The organism is Mesorhizobium sp. B2-3-6, from assembly GCF_006442305.1.
Classification (GTDB): Bacteria; Pseudomonadota; Alphaproteobacteria; order Rhizobiales; family Rhizobiaceae; genus Mesorhizobium.
This window is the reverse complement of the sequence record NZ_VFVW01000009.1, coordinates 44,027-61,751: the sequence shown is the minus strand read 5'-3', so window position 1 is coordinate 61,751 and position 17,725 is coordinate 44,027. Positions and strand designations below refer to the sequence as shown.

15 protein-coding genes are annotated in these 17,725 nt (G+C 65.1%); 2 read left to right on the top strand and 13 right to left on the bottom strand.

Going from position 1 to position 17,725, the window contains the following annotated elements:
- Window positions 1-194: 194 nt before the first annotated feature.
- From FJ953_RS24270 to FJ953_RS24245, 6 genes are read right to left on the bottom strand one after another with little or no spacing between them, the layout of a single operon-like run.
- Window positions 195-656: a MarR family transcriptional regulator gene (locus FJ953_RS24270; protein WP_140493433.1), complete on the bottom strand. Its 462-nt coding sequence runs from the start codon at window positions 654-656 to the stop codon at window positions 195-197.
- Window positions 653-1,237, bottom strand: coding sequence for an amino acid synthesis family protein (locus FJ953_RS24265; protein ID WP_140582841.1), 585 nt, complete (start codon window positions 1,235-1,237; stop codon window positions 653-655). Before FJ953_RS24265 ends, FJ953_RS24270 begins: the two co-directional genes overlap by 4 nt.
- A complete protein-coding gene (locus FJ953_RS24260) occupies window positions 1,230-2,111 on the bottom strand; it encodes a UPF0280 family protein (RefSeq protein ID WP_140583053.1) in 882 nt (293 codons plus the stop codon). The genes FJ953_RS24265 and FJ953_RS24260 overlap by 8 nt, the downstream gene beginning before the upstream one ends.
- 2 nt (window positions 2,112-2,113) lie before the next feature.
- Entirely contained in the window at window positions 2,114-3,655 is a 1,542-nt protein-coding gene (locus FJ953_RS24255) for a 6-hydroxynicotinate reductase (RefSeq protein WP_140582844.1), read from the bottom strand.
- Window positions 3,652-6,477: a molybdopterin-dependent oxidoreductase gene (locus FJ953_RS24250; protein ID WP_140625205.1), complete on the bottom strand. Its 2,826-nt coding sequence runs from the start codon at window positions 6,475-6,477 to the stop codon at window positions 3,652-3,654. Before FJ953_RS24250 ends, FJ953_RS24255 begins: the two co-directional genes overlap by 4 nt.
- Window positions 6,474-7,337: a xanthine dehydrogenase family protein subunit M gene (locus tag FJ953_RS24245; RefSeq protein ID WP_140625204.1), complete on the bottom strand. Its 864-nt coding sequence runs from the start codon at window positions 7,335-7,337 to the stop codon at window positions 6,474-6,476. Before FJ953_RS24245 ends, FJ953_RS24250 begins: the two co-directional genes overlap by 4 nt.
- A gap of 331 nt (window positions 7,338-7,668) precedes the next feature.
- Between FJ953_RS24245 and pncA the strand changes: the two genes are divergently transcribed.
- The gene (gene pncA / locus FJ953_RS24240; RefSeq protein ID WP_140625203.1) at window positions 7,669-8,283 is read left to right on the top strand and encodes a bifunctional nicotinamidase/pyrazinamidase; all 615 of its coding nucleotides are present in this window, start codon (window positions 7,669-7,671) and stop codon (window positions 8,281-8,283) included.
- Between the two features lie 73 nt (window positions 8,284-8,356).
- Window positions 8,357-9,739, top strand: coding sequence for a sodium:proton antiporter (locus tag FJ953_RS24235; protein ID WP_140625324.1), 1,383 nt, complete (start codon window positions 8,357-8,359; stop codon window positions 9,737-9,739).
- 54 nt (window positions 9,740-9,793) lie between these two features.
- Here FJ953_RS24235 and FJ953_RS24230 read toward each other — a convergent pair whose 3' ends face one another.
- From FJ953_RS24230 to pncB, 7 genes are all read right to left on the bottom strand, one after another.
- The gene (locus FJ953_RS24230) at window positions 9,794-10,516 is read right to left on the bottom strand and encodes an ABC transporter ATP-binding protein (RefSeq protein WP_140514341.1); all 723 of its coding nucleotides are present in this window, start codon (window positions 10,514-10,516) and stop codon (window positions 9,794-9,796) included.
- Entirely contained in the window at window positions 10,513-11,238 is a 726-nt protein-coding gene (locus tag FJ953_RS24225; RefSeq protein WP_140625202.1) for an ABC transporter ATP-binding protein, read from the bottom strand. The genes FJ953_RS24230 and FJ953_RS24225 overlap by 4 nt, the downstream gene beginning before the upstream one ends.
- Window positions 11,235-12,197: a branched-chain amino acid ABC transporter permease gene (locus FJ953_RS24220; RefSeq protein WP_140491386.1), complete on the bottom strand. Its 963-nt coding sequence runs from the start codon at window positions 12,195-12,197 to the stop codon at window positions 11,235-11,237. Before FJ953_RS24220 ends, FJ953_RS24225 begins: the two co-directional genes overlap by 4 nt.
- Window positions 12,194-13,075, bottom strand: a complete 882-nt coding sequence (locus tag FJ953_RS24215) for a branched-chain amino acid ABC transporter permease (RefSeq protein ID WP_140491384.1) — start codon at window positions 13,073-13,075, stop codon at window positions 12,194-12,196. Before FJ953_RS24215 ends, FJ953_RS24220 begins: the two co-directional genes overlap by 4 nt.
- Window positions 13,076-13,257: 182 nt before the next feature.
- Window positions 13,258-14,562 (bottom strand): ABC transporter substrate-binding protein, encoded by a 1,305-nt coding sequence (locus tag FJ953_RS24210; protein WP_140554618.1) that lies wholly within the window; start codon window positions 14,560-14,562, stop codon window positions 13,258-13,260.
- A 156-nt stretch (window positions 14,563-14,718) separates the two neighbouring features.
- Window positions 14,719-16,158, bottom strand: a complete 1,440-nt coding sequence (locus tag FJ953_RS24205) for a hypothetical protein (RefSeq protein WP_140625201.1) — start codon at window positions 16,156-16,158, stop codon at window positions 14,719-14,721.
- Window positions 16,159-16,358: 200 nt separating this feature from the next.
- Window positions 16,359-17,663, bottom strand: a complete 1,305-nt coding sequence (gene pncB, locus FJ953_RS24195) for a nicotinate phosphoribosyltransferase (RefSeq protein ID WP_140625200.1) — start codon at window positions 17,661-17,663, stop codon at window positions 16,359-16,361.
- Window positions 17,664-17,725: the final 62 nt, after the last annotated feature.

Below are 17,725 nucleotides of genomic sequence, written 5' to 3'. Positions count from 1 at the left end.
TCCCAGGACAGCTTGGCGCCCACCTCTCCCCCGTCGATCGGGGGAGAGGTGTCGAGCGAAGCTCGACGGAGTGGGAGTCGACCCTTAGCGCGGTGCAGGAAGGTTCTTGCGCCCTGGTCCCCTTTCAATATCCGTCGGCGGCGGTGGCCAGGTGGTTCCCGTCCGGAGGGAGAGGAAAGGACCTCGTCGCCGGCCTACGCCAATTTCGCCAGCAGCTTCATGAAGGTGGCGATCTCCCTGGCCGTGAGCGGTGCCAAGGTTTCCTCGGTAATCTCGCGCGCCAGCGGGATCAGGCGTTCGATCGCCTCGCGCCCTTCGGCGGTCAAATTGACCAGCAGCCGCCGCTTATCGCCCTCGTGCTTGGAGAGCTCGACAAGGCCGCGCGCCTTCAGCCTGTCGATCACGCCCTTCACCGTCGCCGCATCCATGGCGATCAGCGTGCCGAGCTGGTTCTGCGAAGTCTCGCCGACATCGCGCAGCTTGGCCAATGCCGCGAATTGCGGTGGCGTCAGGTCGCCGATATGGGCAGCGAAGATCGAGACGTGGCGCTGATGCGCCTTGCGCAGGATGAAGCCGACCTGCTCCTGCAGGTGGTAGTCCTGATCGTCCGCCTCCTCGACCTCGACCAGCTTCAGCAGATTGTCTTCGCCGCTCACCGCAGCCCGTCCCATGCCTTGATGTCGTCGGCGGCCAGGCCGCCCATGCGATTGTGCACGCGCGGACCGCAGGTCATGGCGAGGCAGAACAGGATCTCGTCGGGACGCGGTCCGTCGCTGACGCCGACTTCCATCGCATCGAAATGGCTGCGCACATAGGCGGCGTTGATGTGGCCGAGAGGCACATCCAGCCGCGAGCCGAAGGCGCCGACCTTCTTGGCCGACGGCACGATCGCCTTGGCGTCGCCGAGCCGCTCGCGCATGGCGTAGCCGCCCGGCACATGCCAAAGCGCGCCATGCTCGAGTTCGCCCGAGATGCCGACGATGGCGCCTTTGCCATAGCCGTCGATCTGCTTCACGTCGCCACCCAATGCCGCGATCAGCCGGTCGGCGAGCAGCAGGCCAAGCGGCTTCAGATCGTCCATGGCGCTCTGCAACTCCTCGGCATAGCGCCCGGCGAACGGGTTCTTTACCAGCGCCATGGCGGCGGCACGGCGGCGCGGCACCTTGGGCGCCGGCCCGCCCTCATGAAAGATCTCTTCGGTCAGCACCACGATCTTGCGGAGCGGAAACTCAGGCATGGGCAACTTCCTTCCCTGGACTTTTGTCGGGCGCGGCAAGCGCCATTGAGCCCTCGATGCGGGTCTGGCCGGCGAGGAACAGCGCCGATGCGGCGACCAGTCCCCTGCGGTGGAAATCTTCGGCGACGGCAAGTCCCCTGTCCAGCGCCGTGGCAATCTCTTTGGCAGAAAGCGGACCGACCTCTTGCGTCACCAGCCTGTCTCCAAGGTCGTTGTCCGGCGCCAGATCATGCGCGGGCACACGCCGAATAGCGGGATGGTTGGCCAAGTCGACGGCATTGGCGATCAGCGTCGCCGCGGCATCGGCCTCTGCGCCGGTCCTCGCCAGCACGGTGACGGCGTCGGCGATGCCCAAGGAAAACGAGCGCCCGCGCCAGCCGCTGGTGGCAACGCCTTGCACGCCGTCCTCGGCGCGGATGACGATGCGGTCGGCAAGGCCATGGCCGGTGCCGGCAATGGCAAGGGTGATCGATTGGCCGGTACCGAGATGAAGCGCGCTGTCGCCGCCATTGTTGACATAGGCGCGATCGAGTTTTCGCCCGGTAATCAGTGCGGCAAGTATTTCGTCGGCTACCGAACCGGCGACGGCTGCCATCGGCGTGATGAAGTCGTCCGCCAATGGGGTAACTGCCGCTTCCATGCGCCGCGCCGTCGATCCGGCGAAGGCGCGGGGGCGCAACGTGGCCGGCCGGCGCAACTCGGGCAATTCCTCCACCAGTTCCGGCAGGATGGTCTGGAATCGCGCCACGGCCTGCTCATAAGCTCGCCGGCATTCGCCTGGCGTCCCAAAGGCCTCGACGATCAGGTCGATCGGCCCGTGATTGAGGTGCAGCCGCCTGCCATCCCCGAGCCAATGCGCTTGCGGGCCGTTCATCGTCATCCGGCCCCGTTCGCGGGCGCGCGCCGCAACTGCGCCAGCGGTGGCCACGGGTTGCCGGCCGGCGCACCGTCGCCCCGGCGCGCGTTCAGATACTCGCCGCCCTTGGCGACGACATCCTCGACGCTGCGGATCTCGGCTTCGTAGCCGCCGAGCCTGATATAGTCGTCGCGGCGCAGCGTGAATTCGATCGGCGCCACCAGCGCCGGCGTCGGCACATAACCGAAGGCGCCTTCCGGCACGCGCGTCACATCCACCATCAGCGTGATGCCGCCGCCCGGCCAGACATAGACCGGCGCGCCGCCGACCGTCACATAGGTGGTCAGGCCCTGCACGGAACGCGTCAGGTTGACGGGATTCTCGGTGACGCCGGCGCGCAGCGAACCGCCGGCGCCGCCGATGAACAGCACGGTGCACAGCGCCGGTTCGCAATTATCCTCGATCAGCCCCACGGATTTCTGCAATCGTTCGGGGAATGGCTTTTCGACTGGCTTCAACTGGTCGTCGAGTTCGTAATAGGCGAACTGCTCGCCGGTGGTCGAAACCATCAGCAGCGACAGGCCGGGCCGCGCGCCCTTCTTGGCGTTCCATTCGCCCAGGATCGACAGCGGGTCGGATATGCTGGTGCCGCCCCAGCCGAGACCGGGCTCGGAGACCTTGAAATAGCGCCCAGGCGTCGAGCGGCGGCCGATGATCTTTATCCCCGTGTCCTGCCAGCCCAGCACCTTGCCGGCCTGATGCTCCGAGACGACGCCGGTTATGTGGTCGTCGACCACCACCACCTCGTCAACCAGCCCGCGCCATTGGGTGGCGAACATGCCGATGGTCGCCGACCCGCAGCCGACCCGCATGCGGTGCTCCTGCTTGCCGTCGATGACGGGCGGTTTGCCGGCTTCGACTGTTATGGTGGCTCCGCCATCGATGGTCAGTTCCACCGACTTGCGGTTGCACAGATCGAGCAGCGCATCGCAGGTGGCGCGGCCTTCGGCCTTGGAGCCGCCGGTCAGATGATGCACGCCGCCCAGCGACAGCATCTGCGAGCCATATTCGCCCGTCGTGACATGACCGATCGCCTCGCGTTGCGACCGCACGACAGCCGTTTCGGGTCCGATATGACGGTCGGTGTCGATCTTCACCTTGACGCCGCAATAGGAGAAGATGCCCTCCGTGACGACGGTGACGAGATCGACGCCCTCGACCTGCTGGCTGACGATGAAGGGCGCCGGCTTGTAGTCGGGATAGGTGGTTCCTGCCCCGATCGCCGTGACGAAGCGGCGGCCGGTGTTGACCAGTTCGCCGTCCCAGGCCTCGCCCTCGGCGACGAAGGGCACGACAGCGCCGCCGATCTCGGCGGTATGATCGAGAATGGTCAGCGGGTCCATGCGCACGATCCGGCCGCCGGCATTGCCGTAGCGGTCGCAAGCGCCGGTGCGGCCATCTGATATGTAGCACATCACAGGGCAGGCATCGCAGCGGATCTTCTCCGCCACCAGCTTCTCGCCGGGATCATGGGTTTCGAAGCGTTCGGCAAGCTCGCTCATTGGCATGCCTCCTTCTCGCGGATGGCGGCGCGGATGCGCGTCGGCGTTGCCGGAACTTTTGTGATCGTAATGCCGGTCGCATGGCGGATGGCGTTGAGGATCGCCGGCGCCGTCGGGATCAGCACATGTTCGCCCAGGCCCTTGGCGCCGAATGGCCCTTCCGGGTCTGGCACCTCGATCAATATCGTCTCGATCGGCGGCACGTCGCCGATGGTCGGAATGAGATAATCGTGCAAATTCTCGGTGCGGCCGGGAATATACTCTTCCATCAGCGCCATGCCGATGCCTTGCGCGATGCCGCCCTCGATCTGACCCTCGACCAGCAGCGGGTTGATCGCCTTGCCGACATCGTGCGCGGCTGTGATCTTGACCAGCTTGACCGTGCCGAGCTTGAGGTCGACCTCGAGCTCGGCGATCTGCGCGCCGTAACCATAGACCGCATAGGGCTTGCCCTGGCCCTTGGCGTCGAGCGGCAGCGTCGGCGGGTCGTAGGTCTCCTCGGCGCGGAAGACGAAGCCGTGGATATCCGCTTCGAGTGTGCCAAGATCGACACGGCGGACCGCCTCGCCCTCACGGATGACGATCGCCGGACCTTCGAGCTGAAGCGACGCTTTTTCCGAGACATTGGCAAAGCGCAGGATTTTTTCGCGCAAGGCGCGGCCGGCCTTCTCGGCCGCCTTGCCGGTGACGAAGGTCTGGCGCGAGGCCGAGGTCTTGCCGGCATCGGGAGTGATCGCGGTGTCGGCGTTTTTCAGCCGGAACCTTTCCAAGGGCAGGCCGAGCGCGTCGGCGCAGATTTGCGTGATGACGGTGTTGGAGCCCTGGCCGATGTCGACCGCGCCCTGGTGCAGGATGATCTCGCCTGACGCCGCGATGCCGACCCGGATGGTCGATGGATTGGGCAGCGAGGTGTTGCCGCAGCCATACCAGCAGGAGGCGATGCCGACGCCGCGCTTTTTATCCACGTTGGCACTGTTGAAGGCATCCGCGTCAGCCACTGCACGCGCCCAATGCGGCCGCAGGGCATCGAGGCATTCGGCAATGCCGACGCCCGATTCCAGTCTCTGTCCGGTGACTGTTTCGGATCCGTTACGAAGGCAGTTTCTCAAGCGGAAGTCGAGCCGGTCGATGCCGAGCTTGCCGGCCAGCTCGTCGTACAAGGTCTCCTGCATGATCGTCGCCTGCGGCACGCCGAAGCCCCGGAAAGCGCCGGAAATCGGCCCATGCGTATGGACGGCGCGGCCTTCGGCGCGGTAGTTCGGGGTCGCATAGGGACCCGAGGCATGCACCGGCACACGGTTGGCGACGGTCGGTCCCCAGCTCGCGTACGCCCCGGTGTTGAAATCGCCTGAGAAAATCATGCCGGTGACATGGCCCTCGGCGTCGGCGCCAATGGTCGCTTGCATCTGCGCCGGGTGGCGCTTGGTGGTCGACATCATCGATTCATTGCGCGTGTAGGCAAGCGCCGCCGGCCGCCCGGTCCTCATCGCCACCAGGCCGACCAGCGGTTGCAGGGACACGTCGAGTTTGGAACCAAAACCGCCGCCGGTCGCGGTCGGCACGATGCGCACCTTGTCGACGGGCAGGCCCAGCACCTTCGCCGTGTCGTCGCGGTCCATATAGGGCGCCTGCGTGCAGGCGACGACGACCAGCATGTCGCCATCCATATAGGCATGGCCGGCTTCCGGCTCGATATAGGCATGCTCGACATAGGCCGTCTCGATCGCACCGGTCACGGTGACAGCGGCATCGGCAAGCGCCGTCTCGGGATCGCCGCGTTCGACGAAGCCCTTGGTCAGAAGGTTGGCCGGGCGGTTCGCATGGATCAGCGCCGCTCCTTCGGCCTGTGCCTCGCAAGGCTGCAACAGATGTGGCAATTCGGTCCAGCGGATCGGGAAATCCGACAGGTCGAGATCGAGCATCGCCTCGCGCTCGCCGGCAACAAGCGCCACCGCCTCGCCGCGAAACCGCGCCAAGCCTTCGGCGAGAGCCGGCTGGTCGGCGAACGGACCGATGACGCCGAAACAGTTCTTTCCCGGGATATCGGCCGCCGTGAAGATACCGGCGATGCCGGGACGAGCTTTTGCCCAGCCGTCGAGGTCGCCGAAGGCGAAGCTGGCATGGTAGTGCGGCGAGCGGATTACCAGCACCGCCAGCGCATCGGCCGGGAACGAATCGCCGCCGAATTTCTCACCGCCGGTCACCTTCGGCACGCCATCGAGCCGGATCGGGGAGGAGCCAATGGCGTGACCGGACCGAGGCAGACGGAAATCCAGGCTTGCAGCCTGGGCGGAGGCATCCATCACAGCAGCGACGATCTTCCGGTACCCGGTGCAACGGCAGAGGACACCACCAAGCGCGTCCTGCACTTCGATCTCGCTCGGCCTGGCTTTCTTGTCCAGCAGGGCCGTCGCCGCCACCAGCAGGCCCGGCGTGCAAATGCCGCACTGCGCCGCACCATGCGCCAGGAAGGAGGCCTGTAGTGCCGACAGCCGGCCATTGGCGAGCCCTTCGACCGTCGTTACCGACGCTCCGGCGGCCGACGCCGCCGGCATCAGGCAGGCGCAGACCGGATCGCCATCGACCAGCACCGTGCAGGCGCCGCAGTCGCCGGCGTCGCAGCCGACCTTGGTCCCGGTCAGCAGCAATTCGTCGCGCAGCACCGAGGACAGCCGGCGCAGCGGCGGCACGTTGACCGAGACGGCGGCGCCATTGACCGCGAAGGTAATCTCGGCGCGTGCGAGGCCGGGCTGACCTGCGTCACTGTCGGAAAGGGCTCCGCCGGGTCGACCTTGGCTGATGTCAGGCTGTGCTTTGTTCATGCCGCCGCCGTCCTGTCACCATTCACCGGCCCCGCCGCCGCAAGCACGGCGCGGACAACGATTTCGCGCGCCGCGTCCTGCCGGTATTCGGCGCTGCCGCGCACGTCGCCGATCGGCGACAGCTCTTCCATCGGCGCGGCGAGGACCGCTGTGGCCAGCCCATGATCCGCCGCCAGTCCGCGCAGGGCCGCCTCGACCCCGCCGAGCCGCTTTGCAACAGCCGAGCAGGAACCGACGGCGACCGCCGCTTGCTCGACGATGCCGTCCTGCACGACCAGGCGTGCCCCCACCATGGCGATCGAGATGACGAGATAGCGCCGCGCGCCGAGCTTGACGAAAGCCGACATACCCGCGCCGGCCGCTTTCGGCACGCGGATGGCGGTTACCATCTCGCCGGGCCGCAGGTCCGTGCGGCGATTGCCGAGGATGAATTCCCGGAGCGGCAGGTGGCGCACCGCTTGCGCCAAGCGCAGTTCTATCTCGGCGTCGAGCACCAGCAGCGCCGGCACGCCATCCGCGGCCGGCGAAGCGTTGCAGAGATTGCCGGCGATCGAGGCGACATTCTGGATCTGAACGGACCCGACCTCCCGCGCGGCCGCTTTCAGCGCATCGAAGGCCGGCGGCAAGGGATGGCGAACGATATCGGTCCAGCTGGTGCGCGCCCCGATCTGCCAGTGCGTTTCCGTTTCCGCAATGCCGCGCAGCGCGGCCAGCCCGTTGATGTCGAGCACATTGTCGCGGAAAGGCTTGTTGCCTTGCGCCGGGTAGAAGTCGGTGCCGCCGGCAAGGATGCGCCACGAAGCTTCGCCAAGCAGGGCGAGCGCCTCGTCGACCGTGGTGGGTTTCGCGTAACGGATCACGCTTTGCCTTCCCAGAAAAAGGGCCTTTCCGAGGGAACTTGCCGGCGTCCGGGCCCGGCTTAAATTCATTCGTATGCAAATGATATCAAGTCGGCGGAAATTGTCAAAGCCGGAGTTTGCGCAGCACCCGCACGGCTGCCGCCGCCACGCATTTGTTCTCCGCAAAATCTAGGTGCTGGGGCGCCCTTTGCGCGTTCGGGGTTGCGCCCGGCGCTCTAATGGTTGACGCGGCCCGCCATCTGGTCAAGTTTCTCCCTCCGGTCGCGCCAGCGGCTTTCTTTCGCCGGGATCCCCTGGGAGCCCGCGCCCGATATCGACAGGAAGGAACCCCATGGCCGAAGAAGCGCTTGTCGTCATCGACCTGCAGAACGACTTTTGCCCTGGCGGCGCGTTGGCTGTGACCGGCGGCGACGAGATCGTGCCGCTGGTCAACGACCTGATCCGGCGAACCGATCATGTCGTGCTGACGCAGGACTGGCATCCAGCCGGCCATTCGAGCTTTGCCTCAAGCCATCCAGGCGCCCAGCCTTTTGAAACCATCGAGATGCCCTACGGCCAGCAGACATTGTGGCCGGACCATTGTATCCAGGGCAGCCTCGGCTCGGATTTTCACTCGGGTCTTGCCTGGACCAAGGCCGAGCTCGTCATCCGCAAGGGATTTCGGCCTGATATCGACAGCTATTCGGCCTTCTTCGAGAACGACCACACGACGCCGATCGGCCTTGCCGGCTATCTCAGGGAGCGCGGCATCGACACTCTGACCCTGGTCGGCCTGGCGACCGATTTCTGCGTCGCCTTCTCGGCGCTCGACGCGGTCAAGCAGGGGTTCAGGACCACTGTCAGGCTCGATGCCTGCCGCGGGATCGACCTCAACGGTTCGGTCGAGACGATGTTGGCAAGGATGCGCCAAGCAGGCGTGACGCTCGAAGACCACGCGGCGGACTGACCTCATCGTGGGAGAAGAGAAGGGGTCGATAGGGGCGACGGCTTTGACGGCAAGTGCCGTGGTGGCTGTCGCGATGCTGTTACCGGGAACGGCCTTCGCCGCGGAAGAGCACGGCCTGCCAGGCCGGACGATGTCGCTGTGGTGGGCGCTGCCCTTTGCCGGGCTGTTGCTTTCGATCGCCACGGGACCGCTGCTTTTCAACCATGTCTGGGAGCATCATTACGGCAAGATTGCTGCATTTTGGGCGGCTCTCGTGGTGGTGCCGCTCGCATCGGCTTTCGGCACGACGGTGGCAACGGAAGCGGTGCTGCATGCGCTGCTCACCGAATACATGTCGTTCATCATTCTCCTGTTCGCGCTGTTCACCATTTCGGGCGGCATTCTCGTGGCCGGCAACATCCACGGCACGCCATTGGTCAATGCCGGGCTGCTGCTCATCGGCGCCCTGCTCGCTTCCGTCATCGGCACCACCGGCGCCTCGATGATCCTGATCCGGCCGCTCATCCGCGCCAATGACAACCGGGCGTTCAACGCCCATGTCATCATCTTCTTCATCTTCCTGGTGTCCAACATCGGCGGTTCGCTGACGCCGCTCGGCGACCCGCCGCTGTTCGTCGGCTTCCTGCGCGGCGTCGATTTCTTCTGGACCACCGCCAACCTCTGGCGCGAGACCCTGTTCGTCAGCGTCGTCGTGCTCGCCGTCTTCCTGGCGATCGACACCACGCTGCATCGCCGCGAAATGGGCGCGCCAAAGATCAAGGACCCGACGCCGGACACGAAAGTGCGCATCCGCGGCCTGCCCAACCTGCCGCTGCTGGCCGGCGTGATCGGTGCGATCCTGCTTTCGGCCACATGGAAGCCCGGCATCAGTCTTTCCATTCAGGGGGTGGACCTCGAGTTGCAGAACCTTGTGCGCGATGTCGTCATCCTGGCGCTTGCCTTCGTTTCGCTGGCCGTCTCGCGCAAGGAGTATCGGCAGGCGAACGGTTTCAACTGGGGGCCGATCGCGGAAGTGGCGAAACTGTTCGCCGGCATCTTCGTCTGCATCGTGCCCGTGGTCGCCATCCTGAGGGCCGGCCACGAAGGCGCGCTTGCGCCGCTGGTCGCGCTCGTCACGTCAGCGCAGGGCATGCCCAACGATCTCGCCTATTTCTGGCTGACCGGAGCGCTGTCGTCCTTCCTGGATAACGCTCCGACCTACCTGGTGTTCTTCGAGCTGGCCGGCGGCGCTCCCCGGCATCTGATGACGGAGCTCGCTTCGACCTTGGCGGCGATCTCGGCGGGTGCGGTGTTCATGGGCGCCAACACCTATATCGGCAACGCGCCGAACTTCATGGTCTACGCCATTGCCCGGCACCGCGGCGTGAACATGCCGGGTTTTTTCGGCTACATGGCATGGTCGGGCGCGGTGCTGATCCCGACGTTTTTGATCGCCGGGTTTTTGTTCTTTGGATAAGCCCACGATGGCGCCAAGCGGTTGACGCGGAACGGCTACTAGGGGAGATAGTGCTCAGCCTACGCCGACATAGCGCCTGACCGCCGACGGGTCGGCGCGCAACGCCTCGACATCGACCGTCTCGCGGTTGCGGCCGTTCTCGATGAAGGCGACGCGGTCGGCTACCGACAGCACGGCGTCGACCCGCTGCTCCACCAGGATGGTGGAAACGCCCAGTTCGCGCAGCTTCGCCACCGTTTCGCGGATTTTTGCGATCATCGACGGCATCAGCCCTTCGGTCGGCTCGTCGAGCAGTAGCACCTGCGGTTCCAGGCAGAGCGCGCGTGCCATGGCCAGCATCTGCTGCTCGCCGCCCGACAAGGTGCCCGAGCGCTGCCTGAGCCGCTGGCGCAGCAGCGGGAACAGGTTGAGCACGTTTTCGCGCACGGCCTTCCCCTTGCCGCGCGCCATCAGCCCGATCTCGATGTTCTCCGCCACCGTCATTTCGGCGAACAGCCGCCTGCCTTGCGGCACATAGGCAATGCCGGCTTTGGGCACCTCGTGGGCGGCCAGGCCGGTCAATTCCTGGCCTGCGAGGCTGATCGAACCGGCACTCGCCCGGACCAGTCCCATGATGGCTTTCAGCGTCGTCGTCTTGCCGGCGCCGTTGCGGCCGAACAGGCACAGCACCTCGCCCTTGTTCAGCACCAGGTCGAGCCCATAGAGCACCTGGATCTCGCCATAGAAGCAGTCCAGTCCCGCGATCCGCAACGCTTGCGTCTTGCTCGTCTCGGTCATGGGGCGGTCCCCAGATAGGCTTCCTGCACCGCCGCATTTTCGCGGATCGCCTCCGGCGTGCCCTCTGCCAGGATCTTGCCGGCGTTGAAAACGGTGATGCGGTCGGCAAGCTGCATGACGACAGGCATGTTGTGCTCGATCAGGAGCACGGTGGCGTCGCTGGCGATCTCGCGCACCAGGGCGATGAAATTGTCGATCTCGCTGTCGGCGAGCCCCTGCGTCGGCTCGTCGAGGATCAGCAGGCGCGGCTTCAGCGCCAAGCCCATCGCCACCTCCAGCAGGCGCTGGTGGCCATAGGACAATTGACCGGCCGGCATATGGGCGCGGTCGGCCAGCCCAGTGCGTGCGAGCGCCGACATGACAGCGGCCTGTATCGCGCTCTTGGAATGGCCATGCCGTAGCGTCAGTTGCACGGGCAGCGCGACGTTGGCGTAAACGGACAGGTTGGCATAGATGCTGGTGATCTGGAACGTGTAGGCAATGCCTTGGCGGACCCTGACATAGGCCGGCAGGCCGGTGATGTCGGAGCCGTCGAAAACGATCGATCCGGACGAGGGCGGGATACGGCCGCTGATCAGGCTGACGAAAGTGGTCTTCCCGGCACCGTTGGGGCCGATGACGGCGCAGATTTCGCCCGGCACCAAGGTGAAATCGACGCTGTCGACGGCGCGCAGGCCGCCGAAATTGCGCGACAGGCCTTTGGTGGTCAGAAGCGGCGTCATGGCAGCCATCCGAGCCAGCGCTGCCGGATGCTGCCCAGAATGCCTTTCGGGAAGAACAGCACCAGCAGGATCAACGCGACGCCGACGATCAACAGGTAGGCGGAGGTGAAGCCGCTGGTGACGTCGATGACATAGTACATGAACAGCGTGCCGATCAGCGGTCCGAGCGTGGTGGCGGCGCCGCCGAGCAGCACCCACAGCAGCGGCAGGATCGAGTACTGTACCGAGGCGAAGCTCGAGCCGACATAGCCGAACAGCAGCGCATAGGCAGCGCCCGACGCCGCGCAGATGGCGCCGGAGACGACCACGGCGGCGAGCTTGTTGGAGAAGGTGTCGTACCCCAGCATTTTGGTCCGTTCCTCGTTCTCGCGGATGGCGACCAGCACGCGGCCGTATCGGGAGCGGACGACGGCCAGCGTGACCAGAAGCACGAGCGAGAACAGAGCCAGCGCGCTCATGTAGCGCACCGTCGGATTGGTGAGATCGAGCGACGTCGCGCCGAAATTCAGGACGCGTGCCGGCTGCGGCACCACCATGCCCTGGTCGCCGCCGGTCCACGCGGCAAAATAGAGGATGAGGAGGTAAAAGACCTGCGCGAACATCATGGTGACGATCATGAAGGCGACACCCGTAGTGCGCAGCGCCAGCAGCCCGATCACCAGTGCCAGCACCGCGCCGCAGGCGATACCGCTCAACAAAGCCGCCGGCACGCTCCAGCCAAGCTGGATGACGGCAAGGCCGGCGCCGTAGAGGCCGGCGCCAAAGAACATGGCATGACCGAGACTGAGCAGGCCGACATAGCCGAACAGCATGTTGTAGCCCATGGCGAAGACCGCCAGCACCATGATGCGGGCGACGAGGCCGTGATGATAATCCGGCAGCACGAAGCTCAGGACAAAAAGCAGCGCGATGACGCCGAGATGCAAGCCATAGGCTTTTGCCGGCGAGGTCTCGCTCATCGCGTCGCCGTCCCGAACAGGCCCTGCGGCCGGAACACCAGCACCATGGCGACCAGCAGCGTGGCGATGATCTTGGCCAGCGTCGGCGAGAAGAACATCGAGATGATGCCGTCCGACAGCCCGATCAGCACGGCGGCGATGACGGTTCCGCGCAACGAGCCGAGGCCGCCGATGATGACGACGATGAAGGACAGCAGCAGCGGATCCTGCCCCATCAGGTAATGCGCCTGGCTGATCGGCACGATCAGCACCGCGGCGATGGCCGCGAGCATGGCGCCGAGCGCGAAGACGCCGCCATAGACTCGATCGACAGGGATGCCGAAGGCCTGCGCCGTCTCGCTGTCATACTGCGTGGCACGCATGACGAGGCCGACCCTGGTGCGCGTCAGCACCAGCCATGTCACCACGAGCAGAAGGACGGATGCCGCGATGATCGACAGCTTGTAGCCCGAATAGCCGAACCACGGCAGAAGGATGCGATAGCTGAAGGGCGGCTCTACCGGGCGCGCTTCCGGACCATAGAAGGTCAGCGCCAGCTGCTGGATAATGTAGAGCATGCCGATGGTGGCGACGATGGTGGCTTCCGGATTGTAGTTCAGCCGGCGCAGCACCAGCCGCTCGGCCACCAGTGCAAGGGCGCCGACGACCAGCGGTGCGATGATAAGTGCCGCCAGGAACCCGAGCGCCGGATGGCCTCCGATCGCAGTCGTGATCGCCCAGGCGAGCACGGCTCCCAGCATGAAGAACTCGCCATGCGCGACGTTGACCACGCGCATCACGCCGAACACCAGCGACAGGCCGAGCGCGGTCAGCGCCAGCACGGCGGATGTGACGAGCCCTTCGAGGGCGGCAAGGAGGAGGTGGGGTCCGAAATGCATGGGTTAGGCACTCACCGATAGCGCAATCACGCCCCTTGAGGGGGGTGAGAAGTGGTCCGCGCAGCGGACGGAAAGCCAATTGCTTGGCTTTCCGAACGACGAACGCCCGGAGCGACAGCGAAGGGCCGGGTCCGGCAGGACAGAGGGGGTGGCTTGGCGCTCACGCTTGCTGTTGAGCCGGCCTACAACGCCTGCGTCGTATAATCCCCCTCGGCCTCGTAAAGCCCGTCCTCGATCTTGGTCTTGTGCACCACCTTGAGCTTGCCGCCTTCGACCTTGGAGATGTTCTGGATGCCGAAGCACTGGTGGATCTTGCCGTTGAAGGTTTTTGGCCCCTGCGGATGCTCCGGACCTTCGGCGAATTCGGTCAGCGCCTCGGTCGCCTCGACCAGCTTGGCGCGGTCTTCCGGGCCCTTGTAGCCGGCGTCTTCCATCGCTTTCTTGACGACGTAGAGCGTCTCCCAGCAGCCGAACATGTGCGCGGCGGTGGAGACGTCCTTGGGGTCGCCGACGGCCGCGCCATTGTCGTCGATGCCGACGGCGGCGCGATAGGTCTTCTGCGCCTCGGAATCGTCCGCCTGGGCATAACGCGGCGAGCCTTCCCAGAAATGACTGCCGTCCAGGAATTCGAGCCCGGGGCTGTTGATGTCGACGGCTTCGAGCGAATCGATGAAGCCGAACAGCTGCGGCCGGTTGGAGCCGTAGAACTCGCCAAGCTCCTTGACGAAGGTGAGCACCGCCGGGCCGACCATGACGTGGTAGATCACCTCGGTCTCGGCAGGGATCTGCGGGAAGTATTTGGTGAAGGAGCTCTCCGTCGGTGGAATGGCGATTTGCGCGATGACCTCTGCGCCCTGCGCCTTCAACGCCGGCGGGAGGTAGTCGCGGTGGTCGTAGCCGAAAGCAAAATCGGGGAAGATCTGCGTCACCTTCTTGCCGGCATTGGCCGCGATCCACGGCGCCATCGACTGGATCTGGCTCTTTACGTCGGTGATGCCGGGCTGGAAGACATAGCGGTTGAGCTTGGTCGAGGCGACATGGTGGCCTTCGCTGACGACGAAATAGGGCATCTTGGCTTCGCCGGCGGCGGGTGCCGAGCCGATGACGACATGCGAGAACAAGGTGCCGAAGACGATGTCGGTCTTGTGCTGGGTGGCGAACTTGCCGACCACCTCGGCACCGCGGCCGGGATCGGTGCCGTCATCCTCGATGATGACCTCGACCGGCCGGCCATTGATGCCGCCGGCCGCGTTGATCGCCTTGACCGCCGCGGCCGTGGTCTTCTCGTACCAGCGGCCATAGGCGGCGCCGATGCCGGTTCGGTGCGACTGGAAGCCAATCTTGATCGGGGCGGAGCTTTGCGCCTGGGAGTAGCGGACGAAACCGGGCGCGACCGCCAGGCCGGCGCCGGCGGCCAGACCCTTCAGCGCGGTGCGGCGGGTGAGACCGGCCTTGGAGAGATCGAAAAACCCATTCTTGTCAGTCACGGCAGTTCCCCTGTTTTTGAGTTTTGACCAATGGCTGGAACGTAGCAGACCGCGTCCTGCGGACGGCCGAAATTGCATGTGTACAAACTAAATCACCAAAGTCCGGACACGGCAATGCCGTTTCCCCAGGGGGATCCCGGTTTATTTCCACCGCGTCTAGCCAACGGTCGGCGTGGCGAGCAGCCAGAGGCCGAAGACGGTGTAGGCGATCATCAGCAAGGTGAGCGGAAACTGGCTGAGCGCGGCGCGGGCGGGAACCGGATGCAGGCGTGCGGCGAAGCCGTGGGCGACGAGCACGGCAAGCAGATGACCGAGAATGATGGCACCGGCCTGGATGTTCCACAGCCACCATGCCGAGCCCGCGCCGGCGACGATGCCGGCTTCGATCTGCATGTCGGCGGTGCCTAAAAGGTTCCAGCCGAGCGCAAACGGATCGGACAGTGCCGCAAGCGCATACTGGCCGTCGACCAGCAGCGCCGTCAGGTAATGCGCGATGTGGTAGGCGAGCGCGATCGGCACGATCGACCAGACCAGCAGCCCCGTCGCCTCGCCAAGCCTGTGGCCGTCGCCGGCGAGCTTCTGGCCGACGACCACGGCAAGCAGGAAGACCGCCGCAAGCAGCATGAATGTCAGGACGAGGCCAAAACTGCCGCTGCCGATCACCGCCGTGCGGCCGGGGAATTCAAGCGGATTGATGCCGAACAGGCCCAGCCAGAAGAAGGTCTTCGACAGGCCGTCATAGGAAACCGAGGACAGGGCGAGCAGCAGGAAGGCCACGCCGCTTGCCGGCAAAGGCGCGGCGGTCAGCAGCTTGGCGCCCGGCCAGCATAGCGCAAGCCGGCCGCGCTCGTCGCGCACGAGCGGCGCGAAGCGTGCCACCATTGAGAAGAAGACGGTAAGGAACTCGCCGCTGCGGGCCCACGCCCCATAACCGAACGACAGCATCGCCAGCAAGGTGAACAACCAGTAGAGGCCGGCGGCCCGGGCCAGCCGTGTCGGATCGTCGGGCGCTGGATCGATGAGTTCGAACCAGGCAAAAGCGAAGAACAGGACGACAGCCAGCCAGCAGCCGAGCCATGGCGGAAGGCGCCTGGCCGCTTCATCGCCTCTGCCGGTCAGACGCAACAGGAGACGCACCGGCCCGTACCAGGGATTGAGCCAGGACCAGAGATCGCCAAGGAAACCTTGCAGCAGCGTGAAGCCGGCCCACAGCAGTGTCCAGATCACCAAGGGCAGCGGGTTGGAGAGCGGATCGCGGCTGCCGAGAAAACCCGCGGCAATGAGACATGCAAAGCCGGCAAAGGATATCAGGCTCGCAGCGGTGCGGGCATCATCACCCAGTGTGAACAGTGGCAGGCGCCGCCGCCAGAAACGATCGAGCCGATGCGCCGGCAGCAGCGCCAGCACGAGGAAGCTTGCGGCCACGGCGAAAGCGCCGCCGATCAGGTAATAGCCGGTCGGCAGGAGCAGGACGTGGCCGCGGTCCGAGGCGTGGGCGAAGGCTGGGGTGGGTGAGAGGAGCAATAGAGCGATAGGCAAAAATGCTAATGACCGACGACGGCACTCTACGGCGCCCCCCTCTGTCCTGCCGGACATCTCCCCCTCAAGGGGGGAGATTGGCGGTTTCTCTGTCGGCGCTTCCCTTGCAACGCCGGAGGTTCGCGAAGACGAAGATGACAGCATGATCTCCCCCCTTGAGGGGGAGATGTCCGGCAGGACAGAGGGGGGCGCCAAGGAACTCAGCCTATCCGACTTTGCCGTCTCGTATGGCGATGCCGGAAGCACCGGTCGTGCCCTCACACCTTGACCAACTGCTCCACCCGGTCCTTTTCACCGAAGATGCGCAGATACCGCTCGATCTCCTTGAGGTCACCCGTCGCCTTGGCTGGATTATCCGAGAGCTTCACGGCCGGCCGGCCGTTGGCCTCGGTCACCTTGCAGACCAGCGATATGGCGTCGAGGCTGTCGGTTGCCGTAGGCGCGCAGCCCTCGAAATCATTGGTCAGGTTCGTGCCCCAGCCGAAGGACATGCGCACCTTGCCCTTGAAGTGGCGGTAGGTCTCCTCGATGGTCTCGACCTCGAGCCCGTCGGAGAAGATCAGCAGCTTCTGCCTGGGGTCCTTGCCCTTCTCGCGCCACCAGGACAGGATCTTCTCGCCGCCCTCGATCGGCGGCGCGCTGTCGGGGCGAAAGCCGGTCCAGTCGGCCACCCAATCCGGCGCGTCGCGCAGGAAGGAAGCCGTGCCGAAGGCGTCGGGCAGCACGATCAGCAAATTGCCGCCATAGTAGCGCTGCCAATCCTGCAGCACCTTGTAGGGCGCCTGTTTCAATTCCTTTTCCGAATTGGCCAGCGCTCCGAACACCATCGGCAGTTCATGCGCGTTGGTGCCCAGCGCCTCGAGGTCGTTGTCCATGGCCAGAAGCACGTTGGAGGTGCCGGTGAAAGCTTCGCCGATGCCTTCCTTCAGCGCTTCCACGCACCAGCGCTGCCACAGGAAGGAATGGCGCCGGCGCGTGCCGAAGTCGGAAATACGGATGCCGGGCAGCGCCTTCAGCCGTTCGGTCTTGGCCCACATCTTGGCTTTTGCGCGGGCGTAGAGCACGTCGAGCGTGAAAGGCCCGAACGACCGCAAGGCGGCGCGCGAGCGCAATTCGTTGATGATGGCGAGCGCGGGAATCTCCCACAGCGTGGTGTACATCCACGGGCCGCTGAAGGAGAGCTCATACTGCCCGCCGCGCCTGGAAAGCTCGTAGTCGGGCAACCGGAAATTCTCCAGCCAGGCCAGGAATTCCGGCTCGAAGATCTGCTTGCGGCCATAGAAATTGTTGCCCCCCAGCCAGATCATCTCCTTCTTGGAGAAGCGCAAGGTGCGGGCGTGGTCAAGCTGTTCGCGCAACTCGCCCTCGTCAATCTCCTCGGCCAGCCGCACCGAAGTGGTGCGGTTGATCAGCGAAAAGGTGGCGTCGACCTTGGGGTACATGCCCCAGATCATCTGCAGCATCAGAAGCTTGTAGAAATCCGTGTCCAGCAGGCTGCGCACGATCGGGTCGAGCTTCCAGGTATGGTTGTAGACGCGCCGCGCAATATCGGTCCTGGCCATGTCTCGTTACCGCCTTCGCTGCCTGCCGCCCATGATCGCGACAGGCCTCATAGCATCGAATT